Consider the following 17,705-nt stretch of genomic DNA (forward strand, 5'->3'; position numbering starts at 1 on the left):
CATTCACACAGAACAAAACATCGAGTGAGCGCTGCGTGGCTCCAGCCTCCTTTATGCAGGCGGCTGGAGCCACGACGCCTCTACTTGTTGACCGCGAAGCCCTGGTCGTTGCCGTACTTGACGCTGGCGTCCTGCCAGGCATTCAGGCCGTCAGTGAGCGTGGTGCGAGAGACATATGCCTTGCCGACGGTGTCGTTGAAGACCGAGTTCGCGTACACCTGGTAGGGCAGGTAGGACCAGTCGGCGCCGACGTTGTTGGCGGATTCGGCGAAGATCTGGTTGGCCTTCTGGCCACCGAAGTACGGGAACGGGGTGTCGAGGAATTCCTTCGACTCCAGGTCGGCCCGGGTGGCCGGGAAGGCGCCTTCGGCGACACGAGCGCTTGCACCGGCTCCGGTGGTCGCGAACTCCGTGAAGGCGTAGGCAAGTTCCTTGTTCTTCGCGGCCTTCGGAACGGCGAGCGAACTGCCGCCGTTCTCCGCGCTCTCCTTGTCGCCCTTCGTCCACTGCGGCAGCGGGGCGACCCGCCAGTCACCGGAGGCGGACGCGACCCCGGAGGCGAGGTTGGCCGGCATCCAGGCGCCGATGGAGAGGGTTGCGATCGAGCCGTCGGCCAGACCCTTGTACCAGGCGTCGCTCCAGGAGCTGATCGGTGCGACCAGCTTCTGGTCGAGGAGCTTCTGCCAGGTGGCGGTGTACTTCTTGGTGCCTTCGTCACCGAAGTTCACGGTGACGTCGGTACCGTCCGTCTGGTAGGGGCGGCCTCCGGCCTGCCAGATGAGGCTGGTGGTGGCGCCTGCGTCCCCGGTGTCGTTGGTGATGAAGATCTTCGGGTCGGCCTTGTGGAGGGTACGGGCGGCCTCCACGTACTCGTCCCAGGTGGTCGGCACCTTGATGTCGTGCTTGTCGAAGACCTTCTTGTTGTAGAAGAACGCCATCGGACCGGAGTCCATGGGCAGCGCGTGGACGGCGTTGTCGTCGTTGACCGCGTTCCACGGGCCGGGCGTGAAGCTCGTCGCGTACTTACGGGCGCCGTAGGAGGACAGGTCCTCGACGGACTTGCCGATCGCGAACTGGCTGAGGGCGTAGTACTCGACCTGTGCCACGTCGGGAGCGCCGGAGCCGGCCGCGATCGCGTTCTGCAGGGCGGTGTACTGCTTGTCGCCGGTTCCGGCGTTGACCAGCTCGACGTCGACCTTGGGGTACTTCTTCTCGAAGTCCGCCGCCACCTTCTTGAGCGTGGGCTCCCAGGCCCACACCGTGACCTTGCCGCCCTTCTCCAACGCGGCCTTGACGTCCTTCGGGTCGCCGCCGGCGCCGCCGTCCGTGGCGTCGGAGCCGCAGGCCGTGGCGGTCAGCGCGAGAGTGGAGACCACGGCGAGAGCGCCGAGCAGTCTGCGGGTGGTGTGCGTTCTCATGGACTGTGCTCCTGGTCGGTGGTGCGGGTGGGTAGGTGAAGTGGGAGGCGCGCGGAGAAGGGGGCTGGACTATTCCTTGACGCTGCCTGCGGCCAGGCCGGACTGCCAGAACCGCTGGAGGAGCAGGAAGACCACCACGATCGGCACGATCGTGAGCAGGGAGCCTGTGATGATGAGGTCGAAGACGGCCTCGCCGCCTGCGGTCTGGGCCTGGGCGTTCCAGGCGTTGAGGCCGAGGGTCAAGGGGTACCAGTCGGGGTCCTTGATCATGATCAGCGGGAGGAAGTAGTTGTTCCAGGTCGCCACCATGGAGAACAGCAGGACGGTGACGGTGCCCGGCATCAGCAGCGGCAGGGCGATCCTGAAGAAGGTGCGCAGCTCGCCGGAGCCGTCGATGCGCGCGGCTTCCAGAAGTTCGGTGGGGACCGCCTCGGCGGCGAACACCCACATCAGATAGAGCCCGAACGGAGAGATCAGGGACGGGATGATGACGGCCCACGGAGTGTTGGTGAGACCCATGTTGCTGAACATCAGGAAGGTGGGGACGGCCAGGGCGGTGCCCGGAATGGCGACAGCTCCGAGGACGACGGCGAAGACGGCTCTGCGGCCGGGAAAGTTGTACTTGGCGAGTGCGTATCCGCCGAGGACGGCCAGGACGGTGGCGCCGCCCGCACCGGCGGCGACATAGAGGAGGGTGTTGAGCAGCCAGCGTACGAAGACTCCGTCGTCGTAGGTGAGGGTGCGGGTGATGTTGTCCCAGATGTTGACGTCGTCGGCGAACCAGAGACCGGAGGAGTTGAGCAGCCCGTTCTGGTCCTTGGTGGCGTTGACGACCAGCCAGGCGAGCGGGAGCAGGGTGTAGACGAGGACCAGGCCCGTGACGAGAGTCAACGGGATGCTGGGGCGGGGACGAAGCGGGGTGTGCAGGTGCCGCTTCCGGCGTCTCGATGTCGTGGCCTGGGGGGTGGTTGCCTCGGCAGCGCCGCTGGGGCCGGCCGTTTCGGCCGCCGCCGTAGTGAGGGAGGTGGTCATCGGCTCAGCCCTTCCGCATGCCGCGCAGTTGGACCGTGTAGGCGATGATCGCTGTGATCACGCCCATCACGATGGCCACGGTCGCCGCATAGTTGTGCTGCTGGCCCGAGAAGGACAGCGAGTATGTGTAGAGGTTGGGGGTGAAGTCGCTGGTGATGGCGTTGGGGGCGAGCTTCTGAAGGATGCTCGGCTCGTTGAACAGCTGGAAGCTGCCAATGATCGAGAAGATCGTGGCGATGACGAGCGCGCTGCGGATCGCCGGCAGCTTGACCGACGCGACGATGCGCCACTCACCGGCGCCGTCGATCGCCGCGGCCTCGTAGAGCGAGCGTGGGACGACCTTGAGCGCGGAGTAGAAGATCAGCATGTTGTAGCCGACGAACTCCCAGGTCACGATGTTGCCGATGGCGGCGAGGACCAGGGAGGGTGAGAGCGGATCGGGGAGCGTGACCCCGAAGGTGTCGTTGATGTTGCCGACGAGGCCGAATCGGGTTCCGTAGATGAAGCCCCAGATCAGGCTGGCCACGACGGCGGGGACGGCGTACGGCAGGAAGACCGCGACCCGGAAGAAACTCTTCCCGTAGAGCCGGCCGCTGTCGACGGCCAGCGCCACGAGAAGAGCGATGCCCAGCATGATCGGCACCTGGATCAGGAGGAAGAGGCCGACCCGGGCCAGACCTTCCCAGAACCGGGGATCCGTGAGCGCCTCACCGTAGTTGTCGAGGCCGACGAAGGAAGTGCCGCCGATGAGCCGGTCCCGGAAGACGCTCAGGTACAGCGCATAGCCGATCGGGGCGAGGAACACGAGGCCGAAGACCGCAACGAACGGACCGACGAAACCCCAGCCCACCAAAGCCTCCTTCCGGCGACGGAAACGGGCTCGTCGGCGGGGCGGTGGGACCGCCTGCGCAGAAGTCGTCAGGAGCGTCATGGTGGTTCCTTGCGTCGGTGACCGACTGGTCGGGAACGGGGCGGAGAAAGCAGATGCCTCAGGCTGGAAGGCCGGAAGACGGCCGCGTCGACGATTGATGTTTACGTAATCATCGATGGCCTGATCGTTGCACCACGCCAGATGGGCGTCAAGCACAAGGACGTAGCGATCAAGCGAGATTTTTACTGATGAACCGGGAGATGGCGGCCAATCGAGGTGTGCCACCTGCATCGATGCTCACAACGGATGCGGCAGCCCTGAAAGGTACGGGCCAACGCACCGCGGCAGTGCTCTCGTAGACCGATTCGGTATGAAGGCATGCCGAACAGAGGCCGCACACCCGGACCGGCCGGGCGTGCGCCATGAAGGGCGGACAGCAGGTGGGGACGAGACGCAAGGAAGCCTCACGCAGCCGGGGTGCCCTTCCCCGCGAAGGCCAGGAAGGACACCCGTGCGCGGTGGCAGAACGGAACGTACGCCACGCTTCTGCGGACACACACGGGCCGCCGCCAGGGCCCTGGATCCGTCAGACGGCAGGAGGCGCCGTGCTGGCCCGCACCACGAGGGTGGGTTCCACAGCGAGTCGCCGCAGGCCGTTGCCGCGGCGTTCGATCTGTTCCAGCAGCAGGGTCACGCAGTGTCGGCCCACCACATCGAAGTCCTGGTGCACCGTGGTCAGCGGCGGCTCGAAGAAGCGCGCTTCGGGTACGTCGTCGAAGCCCGCCACGCTGAACTCGCCCGGCACGTCCCGGCCCGCCTCGTGCAGGGCGCGCAGGACCCCGAGCGCCATCTGGTCGTTCGCCGCGAAGACCGCCGTGGCCTCGGGCATCTGCGCCAGTGTCCGTCCGGCCAGGTAGCCCGATTCGGCGGTCCAGTCCCCGTGCAGAGTGGGATGCACCGGGGCGCCGGCCGCGACGAGCGTACGCTTCCACGCCTCGGCGCGCCGTCGGGCGGCGAACGAGTCGCTCGGGCCGCTGACGTGGTGAACCGTGCGGTGGCCGAGTTCCAGCAGGTGGCTGACCACGCTCTGGGTGCCGCGGACCTGGTCGAAGTCGACGTTCGGATACTGGTGCCCGGTGTCGCCGTCGGCGACGACCACCGGCATCGTGGGCGGCAGGTGCAGCGACGGTGTGTCGAGCATCTGCGATTCGATCAGCACGATGCCGTCCACGGACTGCAGCATGAGGTGGCGGAATGCCTGCCGCACGGCGGCTTCCGTCTGCGCCCGGATTCCCATGAAGTTGACGGAGAAGCCCGCCTCGCGCGCCGCGTCCGCGATGGCGCCCAGCGTACGGGCGTTGCCGTGCGCGCCCACGTCGAAGCTGACCACGCCGATCGCCCCGAACTTGCCCGTCACCAGTGCGCGTGCTGCCGCGTTGGGGCGGTAGCCGAGCTCCTGCATCGCCGCCAGCACCCTCGCGCGCGTCGTCTCGTCGACGTTGTCGTGGTTGTTGGCCACGCGCGAGACGGTCTGCGAGGACACGCCCGCCTTCGCCGCGACCTCCGCCATGGAGGGCCACTTCCGAGGCGGGCGCGAACGGGGCGTTCTCGTTGCCTTGTTCGCCACCTTCGACCGTTCCTTCCCCGAGGTTTCTGAGGACGCACGCGTGGCGTGCCCCGTCCAGCCATGTTGACGCAAACAGGGATCCCGGGTCAAAACCTCGATCGCTTTCGTCCGAATCCTTGACAGGCTCCCACGCCCCTCCCAAACTTCCGGCTACATCGTGTTTACGAAAACATTACGTGAACGGCAGTGCCCGACACGGTCCGAACGGCCGTCCCTCCCACGCCTACCGCTCCCCCTCCCGAGAGCGGTCGTGCTGTTCGCACGGAACCCCCACACCCGTCCGATGAGACACCACGAGGTATCGCGACATGCGACTGAAGATCTCCGGGACGATGGCGTTCCTCTGCGCCCTCCTCCTCTCCCTGCTCACCGCCGGAGGCACCGCCCACGCAGCCCCGGTGACCGTCGCCAACGGCACGCAGTTCACCGATCCGGCCGGCGATCCCGTGCATGCCCACGGCGGCGGTGTGATCAAGGTCGACCAGTACTACTACTGGTTCGGCGAGAACCGGAACTCCGACAACACCTTCCGGTACGTCTCCGCGTACCGCTCCACCGACCTGAAGACCTGGGAGTTCCGCAACCACGTTCTCACCGAGGCCTCCGACCCGGAGCTCGACCGGGCCAACATCGAGCGGCCCAAGGTCATCTACAACAACGCGACCCGGCAGTTCGTGATGTGGATGCACAAGGAGAACGGCTCCGACTACGGGGAGGCGCGCGCCGCCGTCGCGGTCTCGTCCACGGTGGACGGCGACTACACCTGGCGCGGCAGCTTCCGGCCCCTGGGCCACATGTCCCGGGACATCACGACGTTCGTCGACACCGACGGCACCGGCTACATGGTCTCCGCCGCCAACGAGAACGCCGACCTGCACGTCTACCGGCTGACCTCGGACTACACCGCGGTGGAGTCACAGGTCCAGAAGCTGTGGCCGGGACAGTCGCGCGAGGCCCCCGCCATGTTCAAGCGGGGTGACGTCTACTTCCTCCTGACCTCCGGCGCCACCGGATGGTCCCCGAACCAGCAGAAGTACGCCACCGCCGACAGCGTCACGGGCACCTGGAGCGACCTGAAGGACGTCGGGGACCCGACGACCTACCGCAGCCAGACCGCCTACGTGCTGCCTGTGCAAGGGACCAAGGGCACCGGCTACCTCTACATGGGAGACCGCTGGGGCAATTCCATGGGAGGCACGGCCAACGACTCCCAGTACGTGTGGCTGCCGCTGGCCTTCCCCACCAGCACCACCATGACCATGGACTACTCCCCTCAGATCAGCATCGACACCGCTGCGGGAACCGTGAGCGGGATGAGCGGCCCCTGGGAGAAGCTGGCCGCCCGCAACAGCGGCAAGTGCGCCGACGTGGCGAACTTCGACACGGCAGACGGCGCGCAGGTGGTCCAGTGGGGCTGCGGCAGCGGCGTGAACCAGGACTTCTGGTTCAAGAAGCTGAACACCGGCTACGTCCAGATCATGGCCCGGCACAGCGGGAAGTGCCTCGGGATCGCCGGTGCCTCGGCTGCGGACGGCGCGTTCGCTGTGCAGAACCCCTGTGACGGCACGGCCTCCCAGCAGTGGAAGATCCGGACGACCGACGTCTCCGGCTACGTCCAGCTCGTCGCCCGGCACAGCGGCAAGTGCCTTGACGTCGTCAACCAGTCGACGGCCGACGGAACCGCCCTGGAGCAGTGGACCTGCAACACGGGCGACAACCAGAAGTGGTGGCGCTCGGCGGCCTGACCGCGCCACCCGCCGCGAGACCGGCGCGGGGTGGTCACCGTCCCGGACCGCCCCGCGTCCGCCTCACCTGCGCCTCCTGGCCCCGGCCAGGAGGCGCAGTGGCGAGAATCCGGCTCACCCCATCCATTCCCTTCGAAGGAGCAGGTCGTGTTCCCCACCCGCAACCGATCGGTCTCGTCCCGGGGCCGGCTCCCCCGGCGCCTGGCCACGCTCGGCGCCGCCACGGCACTCACCGCGACAGCCCTCGCCGCCGCGGGCCCGGGCCCGTCGTCCGCGAGCGCCGCGGAGGCCCCCGCCGCGGCCCTGACCGTACGCCTCGACCCCAGTTACCAGCACCCGTCCTTCCAGGGCTGGGGCACCGCCCTCACCTGGTTCGCCAACATCACCGGAGACTGGCCGGACGCACAGCGCAACGCCCTCGCCGACGCCCTCTACGGCGCCGACGGCCTCGGCTTCACCATCGCCCGCTACAACATCGGCGGCGGCGACAGCCCCGGAACCACCCCCTACATGCGGGCCGGTGCGGCCGTCCCCGGCTACTGGAACCAGCCCGGCCCGGAGACCCCCGACTGGTGGGACCCGAACCGTGCCGATCACTGGAACCCCGACGCCGACGCCAACCAGCGCTGGTGGCTCACGGCCGCCAAGGCACGCGGAGCCTCCACCTTCGAGGCGTTCTCCAACTCGGCTCCCTACTTCATGACCAACAGCGGCCTGGTCTCGGGTGCCGCCAATGGCTGGGAGGACAACCTCCGCTCCGACCAGTACGACCGGTTCGCCGCCTACCTCACCGGCTCCCTCCAGCGCGCCCAGTCCGCCACCGGAGTCACCTTCGACTCCCTCTCGCCCGTCAACGAGCCGGACACGGACTACTGGCATGCCGGCGGCCGCCAGGAGGGCTCGCACTGGGACCCTGCCTCCCAGGCCCGGATGATCACGACGCTGCGCGCCGCGCTCGACGCCAAGGGCCTGAAGACCCCGATCGCCGCGATGGACGAGACGAACCCGGGGAAGTTCCGCTCCGACTGGGAGTCGTACGCCTCCGATGTCCGTAAGGCGGTGGGCCGGCTCAACACTCACACCTACGGGACGAACGGCCGCACCGGAGCCCGGGACATCGCCAAGGGCGAGACCACACCGCTGTGGATGTCCGAGGTCGACATCGGCGGCAGCGTCCCGCAGAGTTTCACCGACATGAGCCCCGCGCTCGACCTCGCCCAGCGCATCAACGACGACATACGGGAGCTGGAGCCGCGTGCCTGGGTCCTGTGGCAGGCGGTCGAGGACTACGAGAACATGGCGCCGGGCCGGGAGAATTCGAACTGGGGCCTGATCCAGACCGATTTCACCCCCGAGGACGCGGCCACCGAGCCCTTGCGCAAGAACAAGAAGTACTGGGCGATGGCGAACTACAGCCGCTTCGTCCGCCCCGGTTCGCGCATCGTCAACACCGACGACCCGCAGACCCTGGCAGCGGTGCGGCCGGACGGTGGGGGTGTGGTCGTCGTCCACACCAACCCGACCGGTGACGAGCGCGAAGTCACCCTGAACCTCGACGGCTTCCGCACAGTCCCGGAGGGACCCGTCGAGCGGTGGACCACCGACGCGACCAAGAATCTGCACCGTGACGGCGACGCTGCGGTGACCGGCCGGACGCTCAAAGCCAACGTGGGCCCCGGCTCCGTCACCACGTTCGTCCTGCCCACGGTCACCGGTGTGGACACGGCGGCGACCACCGCGCCCACCGGCAGACCGCGCCAACTGCTCAATGACAACAGCGGAAAGGCGCTCACCGTCGTCACCGCCAACGGCAAGAACACCGTCGTGCAACGCACCTCCGCCCCGGCGGACACCACACAGCAGTGGACCTTCACCAAGCTGTCGGCCACCGACTGGGACAACACCGCCGCTTACCGCGTCACCAATGCCAAGACCGGCAAGGCGCTCTCCGTCTCCAACGATGCCCTCACCGTCGCATCGCCAGGATCGTCCACCGCGCAGCAGTGGATCCGCTCGACCACCGGCGACGGCCACAACACCCTGATCAACGTGGCCGGCGGCAAGCTCCTGGACGTCACCGGCGCCTCGACCGGTGACGGCGCGCCGGTCGGGGTCCATCAGCCGACCACCGGCGGCAACCAGTCCTGGACCTTCCCGAGCACGGCACCGGACGGATGGAGGTCCCTGGCCTTCCGCCACTCGGCCAAGTGCCTCGACGTCGGCGGAGCCGGCTCGGAGGACGGCGCGGCCGTCGTCCAGTACGGCTGCAACAGCGGCACCAACCAGCAATGGTCGCTCCGTTCCGCCGGCGACGGATACGTGAACGTGGTCGCCCGCCACAGCGGCAAGTGCCTCGATGTGAGCAATCTGTCGACGGCCGACGGTGCCGGCGTCCTCCAGTACGCCTGCAACGGGGGCCGCAACCAGGAGTGGGCGGTGCGGGGTGTCGGTGACGGAGACTTCACGCTGACGGCCCGGCACAGTGCCAAGTGCCTGGAAGTGGGCGGCGCCTCCACCGCGGACGGTGCGGCCGTCGTCCAGCGGACCTGCGACGGCACCGCCGCGCAGCAGCTTCGTCACGGCTGACACCGAAGTGCCGGGATCCGGCCCGAGGACCGGATCCCGGCACTTTCGCGCCCGGCCGTCGGCTACTCCTCGGTGGGACCCAGATCGGCCGTGCCGCGGAACCGGACCGTACGGGCGCGGTGCGCGGCGTGCAGTTCCAGCACGACGATCTCGTTGGTTCCGGAGCTCAGCACCGGAGCCGGCACATAGAGAGACCGCTGAGGGCCACGCGACCAGTAGCGTCCCAGCGCGAACCCGTTGACCCAGGCATTGCCCTTGGTCCAGCCGTCGAGGTGCAGGAAGGTGTCGGCCGGGTCGGCCACCTCGAAGGTGCCCCGATGGAAGGTCGGCCCCACCGGCGCCGCGGGGACCGGCCCGAAACCGAGCTCGAAGGGCTCGGTCAGCGGCAGCGGGCGGCTGGCCCAGCCGGCGAGCTCGGCGCCGTCGAGGAGGACCTTCCCGAGCAGGCCCTTGCGGTCGTGAATGCCCTGCCCGTAGTTCACCCGGCCCTGGTTCTCGACGAGCACGGCGAGTGTACTGCCGGCCCGGGGCACCACGAAGGACAGGGCGTGCTCGTGGCTCTCGCGCTCCAGGACGCCCACAGGCTGTCCGTCGACGAAGACCTGGGCACGGTCGCGTACCTGCTCGACCTCCAGGAGCACGGGGCCCTTCAACGGCAGCCTCGTCTCGTACAGGACGAAGCCGAAGTCCTGCTCCAGCTCCTCCATGGTGAGAGGCCGGCGTGCGTCGACGGCCGCCCCGAGCACGTCGGCACTCGCCAGCAGCCCGGCGCTCTCGGTCAGGGCCACGGTTCGCGGGGCGAGCTTGGCACCGGACGGCGGGACGGGGCCGTCGGGCACGGGGGCGTACTTGGCGATCACATCGCGGAAGGCCGCGTACTTGGCCGTGGGGTCGCCGGCTTCGTCCAGCGGGGCGTCGTAGTCGTACGACGTCACTGTGGGACGGTAGGTGTGCTTGTCGTTGGCGCCGTTGGTGAACCCGAAGTTCGTGCCCCCGTGGAACATGTAGAAGTTGACCGAGGCTCCGGTGGCAAGGAGCTCGTCCAGCTCGCGTGCCGCATGGCCGGGATCGCGCACGACGTGGGGGGCGCCCCAGCGGTCGAACCAGCCGATCCAGAATTCGGTGCACATCAGCGGACCCTTCGGCTGCTGGGCCCGCAGGGCGGCCAGCCCCTGGGTGGAGCGGCTGCCGAAGTTGACCGTGGACAGGACACCCGGCAGTGCGCCGCGTTCCAGGTCGGTGGGCTGGTCGCAGGTGAAGAGGGGGACGTCGACCCCGCAGCTGCGCAACGAGTCGGCGAGGTGCTCCAGATAGCCGGTGTCGTCGCCGTAGGCCCCGTACTCGTTCTCCACCTGGACGGCGAGGACGGGGCCGCCCCTTGAGGCGAAGTGGGGCTGGAGCGGAGTCAGAAGGCGGACGAAGTAGTCATCCACCGCGTCCAGGAAGCGGGGGTCGCGAGAGCGCAGCCTTGTGTCGGCCTCGGTGAGCAGCCAGGACGGCAGACCGCCCCCCTCCCATTCGGCGCAGATGTACGGGCCCGGGCGGAGCAGCACGTACAGACCTTCGGCTGCGGCGAGTTCGAGGAATCGAGGCAGGTCCAAACCGCCGTCCAACTGGAAACGGTCGGGTCTCGGCTGGTGGAGGTTCCAGGGTACGTAGGTCTCGACGGTGTTGAGGCCCATGAGCCGGGCCTTGCGTAGCCGGTCGGCCCACTGTCCGGGGTGGACGCGGAAGTAGTGCAGCCCGCCGGACAGGAGCCGAAACGGTTCGCCGTCGAGGGTGAAGCCGCCGTCGTCGATCTGGAGGAGAGGCATGTACGGGATGCTCCTGTGCTGGGGGTTAGGTGCGCTGTCGCGGTGGAAGGAAGAGCCTGATCCCGCTATGTTTACGTGAACACGCTGCGGGTGGCAAGCCTCGGCGGGTGTCGGAGATCGATTGGCCGGTGCGGAGTCGATACGCGAGGATGCCGACGGCCCGGCCCGGGGTCCTCTCCCAGCCGTCGCATCGTGGGCCACGCCGCCATGGCGGCGCTGCGGGCCGGCGGGCACGGCATCCCGGCGGCCGTGGTGAAACGGCCCTCGCCCCTCTTGCCGTGGCTTCCCTGGGGCTCGCCCGCCTTGTCCTCCGCCAGGACGAGTCCGTCGACGGACCGTTCACGCGAGGCGCCCACGGAGACGTCGTTATGCCCGTCGAGTCCCGTACGGACGAACCCGTACCCCAGGACGACGAACAACGCTGCCAGAGCCGTCACGGGCACTGGCGCCCGTCCCCGGCGTGTCGATGAAGGCGGCTCCGAGCCGTAGCAGTTCAGCAAGAACCTTCACCTCGGCGTCGGTGATCCGCAGTTCCGCACGCTCGCCGCTGGAGTGGACCACGCATCGGGCACGCATCGGGTGAGTCCGGTCAGCGGCGCCTCGATCGGTACGCGCCCCGGCGCGGCAAGTACAGCTCCTGGCTCCTGGTGACATCCCGCCACAGTTGTACGGGACGCGCCTGAGCAGATCGCCGTGTATCACCACCTGATGGTGCGGCGAAGAACTGCGTGTCCTTCGCGACGAGGTGCGACAGCTCGCCGAGCAGGCGTGTGGCGAAACAGGGCGACCCTGTGGAGAAGGGACCTGGTCATGACCCGGACGCTGCCTGAGCGCTCCGGCGAGTGCGCGGACGGCCGCTGAAGCGGATGAGCCAGTACCCGACGCGCTGCCTCCTCCCGACGCTGACGGTCCTGGGGTCCTCTCCCCGCAAGGTGTACGTGGCGGCCGTCAGCGTCTTCGCTGCTTGCGGAAGACCGAGGGCGCGACACCTACCTGGCGGGTGAAGAGCCTGCTGAAGTACGCCGGGTCGGGGTATCCGACGTCCCGTCCGATGAGCGAGACGGATCGGTCGGTGCTGGTCAGCAAGGTTTTGGCCCGGTCGATCCGACGACGCATCAGGTACACCGTGGGCGGGGAACCGGTGATCCGGCGGACAGCTGTGATGAGGGTGTCCCGGGACACGGCCAGTTCCTGGGCGATGGCGCCGATCCGTACCGGTCCGTCGGCGGCGTCGAGCAGTTGAATGGCCTGGCGGCCGATGTCGCGTCGGGCGCGCGCCGGATCCACGGACCTCCGCCGGCCGCTGCCCACCGCGGTGATCAGCGCGTGCAGGGAGCTCGTGGCGGACATGTGGCTGTCGAGTGATTCGGGCCCGGTGAGCAGGTCCAGGACCCGGACGCACAGCGCACGGGCCTCGTCGGGATCGGCGGGCGGGGCGACCGGGTGCTCCGCGCCGAGGTAGCCGAGATTCCGGTAACCCGCGGCGGCGGAACCCTCGAACAGCACCCAGTACTCGTCCCAGCCGTCCGGCGACGGGCCGTAGCGATGGCTGATCCCGGGAGGCAGCCAGAAGAACGACCCCGGCCGCACGTCGTGCCGCCCCCGGCCTTGGAGTTCCAGGACCCCCGATCCCCGGAGCACAAGCACCCCGGCGTAGCAGTTCAGCGTGCGTTCGGCCTGGAGCCGACGCTGGCCGAGGATCCTTCCGGCCCCGGTCACCAAGATCCCCAGCGCCCGCACGCCCTCCGGCGGGGTGCGGTAGCCCGCCAAGGAACCCGCCCCGCCCTCGCCCCCCGCCACGCTCACCACCTCGGTCGACAATCGTCCAAGTTTCCTCGGAATCCGTGCATTGTTCCTTGCCAGCACCGGGCTCGACCATTCCTCCATGAAGACGAGACAGCTGAACCGGCCTCTGCCGACCGCCCTCACCTCCAACGGCCACCGTCTGGACGCGAGCGCCCGCAGGCTCGGGCGCCTGACACCGGTCCCGGACGCCGAACGCCACGACCCGCCCGCCCTCCGGGCCCGTCTCGCCCGTGACGGCTTCCTCTACCTGCCGGGATTCTTCGCACGCACGACGATCGAGGACTTCCGCCGTCACTACTTCGCCACGCTGGCCGAGACCGGGCTGACCCGTGCGGGCTCCGATCCGCTCCAGGGCCTCGCCGCGTCCGCCGGAGAGCTGGATCGGGGGCGCCTGCGCTCCCTGTTGTTCCGGCAGATCGTCCCCGGCCGGGAGTACGAGGCCCTCTGTCGGCACCCGGACCTGATCGCCTTTTTCCGAAGGCTGCTCAGTACCGGCGACGTACACCTGCACCGCAGGAAGATCATCCGCCACGTCGGTCCGGGCGAGTCGGGCATCGGCACCGCGACGCAGGCCCACTACGACCTCGTCTACCTGCGCGAAGGAACCGACCAGGTCGTCTCCTCCTGGATTCCGCTGGGCGACTGCCCGATCGCCCGGGGCCCGCTCGTCTACCTCGAAGGCAGCCACTACCGCGTCATGGCGGACGAGGCCGCCGGCCGCCTGCGCCGTCCCGCCGCGTCGATCACCGCGGACCTGCCCGCCCTGGCCAAGGAGTACGACTCCCGTTGGCTCGTCACCGACTTCGCCGCGGGTGATCTCATGGTGCACAGCGCCCACGTCATCCACGCGTCCCTCGACAATCAGGACCCCGCCGGCCAGATCCGCCTCTCCACGGACATCCGCTACCAGGCGGCCTCGGACCCCATCGACACCCGGTGGCAGAACCACTGGCACGACCGGGACGGCCTGTAGGAGGACCATCCGCTCCCGAGCGCGTGGAGGGTCATGTGGCTGGGCCCGGCTGAAGCAGGCGGACAAGGCGTACGTCTTCATGCTCTGCGTACTGAACCCGTCGGGCACCGCCGACGTCGGCACCGCCATCAACATGTTCGACGTGTACCGCTATGGAAGCGGCTGCATCTTCCAGAACGACGGCAACTACGGAGCACCGGTCGCGAGTCGCGATGTTGGCGCAGTCCCGGCCCGGAAACGTCGAGTTGCTGCCCGCGCTGCCCAAGGGGTGGGCAGCGGATGACTCGGTCACGGGCGTCGGCCTCCGCGGCGGCCTCGGCCTCGGCATGAGCTGGAAGTCAGGGAAGGTCACCAGCGCCACCGTGCGCAGTGCGGCCGACCGGTCCACCACGACCGTCCACGGCGACTGGAGCCGGCAGACACGATCCCCTCCCCCGGGCCGGTGACGGTCACGCCGCCCACGCGGTACACCGGCTTCCGGCTGATCAACCGCCAGCCGGGACGGGCCACGGACATGCCGGGCGCCGCGACGGCCGCGGGTGCGGGGGGCATCCCGTACACGCCGAGTTCTGCGGTGAACCAGCAGTTCCGGTTCACTCCGGTCGGCGGCGGCGTGTACGGGATCCACACCACGCACGGCAGCGCCCCGCCGGCGCTGGGCATCAGCGGCGGAGGGTCGGCCGACGGCGCGAAGCTCATCCAGTGGCAATCGCTGCACGACACGAACACGCAGTGGAAGATCACCGACACCGGTGACGGCCGTGTCGTCATCACCTGCCTCCGCAGCGGCAAGGTGACGGGCGTGACCGGGGGCTCGGCGTCCAACGGCGCGACGGTCGAGCAGCAGACCGCCGACGCGGCGCCGGCCGGCGGTGGCGGCGCGTCGGCAGGCGGGTCCGGCACGTCCGACGTAGCCCCTCCGGTCGTGAGGGACGCCCGGCGAGAGCCGGGTGTCCCCCTACGACGAGCCGACGCGCCCAGCGCACCGGAAGGGCTCGCCCGGCCGGCTTCTCCGTACGGTGCATTCGGCCCGCCCCCACCGGGAAGGCAGGCAGCGGACGCACCATGCGTCACCGCGACTGGCTCAGCGGCGACTGACGTCGATCCGGATCAGATTCCGGTCTCGGATGGCGTAGAACCTGCCCCGCTCGTCCACTGCGGCCCGCGGGATGCCGTACCAGTCCGCGTCGAGCGCAACCAGGTCGGTGCGCGCAAACGTCTTCCGGTCGTAGCGGACGAAGTCCGAGCTGGACGCCCCGTACACATACCCCCGGTCGGCGAGCAGAGTGCCGTAGTTCGGCACCACGGCGCCGTGCTGGGCGGTGTGGATCACCTTGCGGGTGGGCAGGTCGATCACGAAGAAGTCGCCCCGGTAGCACATGACGTACAGGTGCCGGCCGAGCACAGTGAGCCCCGTGATCCCGGTGGGCCTGGACTGCGGGGTCATCCGCCACAGCTCCCGCCTCCGGATCGGGTCCCACGCGACCAGGGTGCCGGCGGTGGAGGAGACGTTCTGGCCGCCGAGATAGACCACACCCTCGTGCGCGACGACCGCACGGATCATCTGGTCGTCCTCGATCGGGTTGACGGCGACCGTGGTGGCGCCGCTCTTCGGGTCGAACGTCATCAGCGATCCGCCCAACTCGTAGTCGGACTGCAGTCCGATCACCATGAGCCGGTGCCGGTCGTCCCAGACGATCTGGTGCGGACGGTTCTGCTCCGCAGGCAGATCGGCCAGCTTGCGGGCCCACTCGCCGTCAGTGTGCGGGTTGTACGCCAGGAGGCCGATCGCGTTGTACTGGGCGAGGTAGGCAGTGCCCCGGTGCAGCAGGATGTCCTTGGCCTCGCTCGTCGCCAGCACCCTGCTCTGTTTCCCGGTGCGCAGATCATGCCGTGCCACCGAGTTCGTCCCGCCGACGTACACGTTGTGCGTGTCGGCGGCTATGGACATCGCCAGCTGAGGCCCGATCGGGGCGCCTGCTTCGATCAGGTCCCATGAGGTGTCCGAGCCCGTGGCCGGATCGACCTCAAAAATCAGACCGAAGGCCGATACGACAATCACCTTGCCGTCGCGGATTCACAGGCCCCAGATCTCACCGAAGTCCCCTTCCTCGGGCTTGATCTCGCGGAAGGTACGGGTACTCAACGTCAACTCGATCAGGGCGGCACCATTGAAGTACATCTTGTCGCCGAGCTTGCGGGGCAGCCGCAGGAAGTGCTGCTCACTCTGCACGAGTGTGTACCGGGTGGGGTCGTCGGCGTCCATCATCGCGACCGCCGCACCGTCGTCGGTGGTCGAGCACACGTACAGCGTGCCGTCGTAGAGGCCGAGGTCACGAACCTCCACTTGCCCCGTGAACTCCTTCGGCAGGATCGATGTGATCTTCTTCGTGGCGCGGTCCATGACGAAGAGTCCGGCCTTGGTGCTGGTCGGAGTGGCGCCGAGCGACGCGCCGGTGCCGATGTAGATCCTGTCCTGCGTGGCCAGCAGGCAGCGGATCATCGGTACGTCCGGATCAGGGACGGCGATCTCGGTGAGCTCACCGGTAGCCGGGTCGAACTGGCTCAGCTTGGGCCGAGGCTCTCGTCCACCGAAGAAGATCTTGTTGTCCGGCGAGGCACTGATCGCGTACGGATCGAGGCCGGGGATCGAGTGGAGATCCTCCTTGGGCGCGCCGGGCACGGAGAGATCGAGCCGGACGAAGCCCGGGCCCGGGGCGGCGTCGTACTCCCGGATCGCCGAGTACAGATACCGGCCGGCCGGGTCGACGGCGAGCAACTGCGTGCTGATCCCGGGCCCTTCGGTGACACTGATGACCTTCTCGGACACGGGCACGCGTTGCCGGGGCGCCCGGCCAGTCCTCTCCACGCCGCGGCGTGGCCCGCGCCAACGGGCAGCAGTTGCTCTCGGACCGGTCAGCACTGCGGGGTCGCCCGCCTCCTCGCACCGGCAGCCCCGGACCCAATGACCCTGACCGGGGCCGGCCAGTGCGGTGGGGCGTGCCGCAGGTCCTAGCCCGAGCGACCCGTGAGGCCGCGCCGGGTGAGATCGGCCTCGATGCCGTCCAGGACTCCGGCAAGGCCGGCGAGGAACAGGCCGTCGAGATCCCAGGGGTCGGCGCCCGCGCGCATCGCCGGGCCGAGTCGTGGATAGGCGCCGGGGGCAAAAAGCGGAGCTCGTACGACTTCCGGGGAAGTGCCCTTCCGGCGGGCGGTGTTGGCCGACCGCCGTTCGGCTTCTACGTCGCTGACGTAGGTCAGTGCCACGCCCTGGACGTAGGAGGCGAACATGAACATGTAGCGGAAGGCGTCGGCAGGTTCCAGGGCGAGGCCGTCGAAGGAAGCGAAGGCGCTCTCGCTGTCCGCCGCGAGTGCGGGGCTGAAATGCGCGCGGGTCGTCACCAGGACCTTCGCCAGGATCCACGGGTGGCGGTGATACAGCTCCCAGTCGCGGCGGGCGGCTCGTTCGAGGCCGTGCCGCCAGTTCTGTGGCGGTGTGTCGGGCAGGGGGACGTCGGACAGTGCGGCCTCCACCATGATGGCCACCAGATCGTCTTTGGACGTCACGTACCGGTAGAGGGCCATAGTGCTTGCTCCGAGGTCGGTCGCGACGCGGCGCATCGACAGGGCTTCGAGTCCCTCGGCGTCGGCGATGCCGATCCCTGCCCGCGCGATGCGCTCGGCCGACAGGTGGGGCACGCTGTCGTCGCCCACCGGCGAGCCGACCGTCGATTGGCGCGCCGGGGCGAGGTCCGGCTCTGTCGTCTCCGCAGTCCTGCGTGCTCGATACGCCCGTGCCTGGCAGGACCGGGAGCAGTAACGCCTCGGGCGGC

General features: G+C 68.8%; 13 protein-coding genes and 1 pseudogene. 5 read left to right on the forward strand and 9 right to left on the reverse strand.

Annotation, left to right across the window (positions count from 1 at the left end):
• Window positions 1-80: 80 nt before the first annotated feature.
• The 4 genes from ACGF8B_RS37975 to ACGF8B_RS37990 all read right to left on the reverse strand — a co-directional run bounded on the left by ACGF8B_RS37975 (window position 81) and on the right by ACGF8B_RS37990 (window position 4,891).
• Window positions 81-1,418 carry an ABC transporter substrate-binding protein gene (locus ACGF8B_RS37975; protein WP_392747050.1) on the reverse strand — a complete coding sequence of 446 codons (1,338 nt, stop codon included), beginning with the start codon at window positions 1,416-1,418 and terminating at the stop codon, window positions 81-83.
• Between the two features lie 69 nt (window positions 1,419-1,487).
• Entirely contained in the window at window positions 1,488-2,450 is a 963-nt protein-coding gene (locus ACGF8B_RS37980; protein ID WP_392747052.1) for a carbohydrate ABC transporter permease, read from the reverse strand.
• 4 nt (window positions 2,451-2,454) lie between these two features.
• The gene (locus tag ACGF8B_RS37985) at window positions 2,455-3,381 is read right to left on the reverse strand and encodes a carbohydrate ABC transporter permease (protein WP_392747053.1); all 927 of its coding nucleotides are present in this window, start codon (window positions 3,379-3,381) and stop codon (window positions 2,455-2,457) included.
• A 526-nt stretch (window positions 3,382-3,907) separates the two neighbouring features.
• Complete coding sequence (locus ACGF8B_RS37990; protein WP_392747055.1) at window positions 3,908-4,891, reverse strand: LacI family DNA-binding transcriptional regulator; 984 nt, start codon at window positions 4,889-4,891, stop codon at window positions 3,908-3,910.
• 365 nt (window positions 4,892-5,256) lie between these two features.
• Here ACGF8B_RS37990 and ACGF8B_RS37995 point away from each other — a divergent pair, with 365 nt between their 5' ends.
• On the forward strand, window positions 5,257-6,693 hold the full coding sequence (locus tag ACGF8B_RS37995; protein WP_392747057.1) for an RICIN domain-containing protein: 1,437 nt from the start codon (window positions 5,257-5,259) through the stop codon (window positions 6,691-6,693).
• Between the two features lie 147 nt (window positions 6,694-6,840).
• A complete protein-coding gene (locus tag ACGF8B_RS38000) occupies window positions 6,841-9,279 on the forward strand; it encodes an RICIN domain-containing protein (RefSeq protein WP_392747059.1) in 2,439 nt (812 codons plus the stop codon).
• A gap of 62 nt (window positions 9,280-9,341) precedes the next feature.
• On the opposite strand, the gene ACGF8B_RS38005 is transcribed toward ACGF8B_RS38000, so the two are convergent.
• Complete coding sequence (locus tag ACGF8B_RS38005; protein ID WP_392747061.1) at window positions 9,342-11,093, reverse strand: beta-galactosidase family protein; 1,752 nt, start codon at window positions 11,091-11,093, stop codon at window positions 9,342-9,344.
• Window positions 11,094-12,041: 948 nt separating this feature from the next.
• The gene (locus ACGF8B_RS38010; RefSeq protein WP_392747063.1) at window positions 12,042-12,914 is read right to left on the reverse strand and encodes a helix-turn-helix domain-containing protein; all 873 of its coding nucleotides are present in this window, start codon (window positions 12,912-12,914) and stop codon (window positions 12,042-12,044) included.
• Window positions 12,915-12,978: 64 nt separating this feature from the next.
• On the opposite strand from ACGF8B_RS38010, the gene ACGF8B_RS38015 reads away from it, so the two are divergent.
• The 3 genes and pseudogenes from ACGF8B_RS38015 to ACGF8B_RS38025 form a co-directional block, all read left to right on the forward strand.
• A complete protein-coding gene (locus tag ACGF8B_RS38015; RefSeq protein ID WP_392747064.1) occupies window positions 12,979-13,872 on the forward strand; it encodes a phytanoyl-CoA dioxygenase family protein in 894 nt (297 codons plus the stop codon).
• Between the two features lie 212 nt (window positions 13,873-14,084).
• On the forward strand, window positions 14,085-14,318 hold the full coding sequence (locus ACGF8B_RS38020) for a glycoside hydrolase family 95-like protein (RefSeq protein WP_392747066.1): 234 nt from the start codon (window positions 14,085-14,087) through the stop codon (window positions 14,316-14,318).
• Window positions 14,315-14,704 (forward strand): annotated as a pseudogene (locus ACGF8B_RS38025) (RICIN domain-containing protein); the annotation flags it as partial. The gene ACGF8B_RS38020 and the pseudogene ACGF8B_RS38025, both read left to right, overlap by 4 nt.
• Window positions 14,705-14,956: 252 nt before the next feature.
• On the opposite strand, the gene ACGF8B_RS38030 reads toward ACGF8B_RS38025, so the two are convergent.
• From ACGF8B_RS38030 to ACGF8B_RS38040, 3 genes are all read right to left on the reverse strand, one after another.
• On the reverse strand, window positions 14,957-15,934 hold the full coding sequence (locus ACGF8B_RS38030; RefSeq protein WP_392747155.1) for a hypothetical protein: 978 nt from the start codon (window positions 15,932-15,934) through the stop codon (window positions 14,957-14,959).
• Between the two features lie 15 nt (window positions 15,935-15,949).
• Window positions 15,950-16,702 carry a hypothetical protein gene (locus ACGF8B_RS38035; RefSeq protein WP_392747068.1) on the reverse strand — a complete coding sequence of 251 codons (753 nt, stop codon included), beginning with the start codon at window positions 16,700-16,702 and terminating at the stop codon, window positions 15,950-15,952.
• A 182-nt stretch (window positions 16,703-16,884) separates the two neighbouring features.
• Window positions 16,885-17,586 carry a TetR/AcrR family transcriptional regulator C-terminal domain-containing protein gene (locus ACGF8B_RS38040; protein WP_392747069.1) on the reverse strand — a complete coding sequence of 234 codons (702 nt, stop codon included), beginning with the start codon at window positions 17,584-17,586 and terminating at the stop codon, window positions 16,885-16,887.
• Window positions 17,587-17,705 lie beyond the last annotated feature (119 nt).

This window comes from Streptomyces sp. NPDC047917, from assembly GCF_043204345.1.
GTDB lineage: Bacteria > Actinomycetota > Actinomycetes > Streptomycetales > Streptomycetaceae > Streptomyces > Streptomyces sanglieri.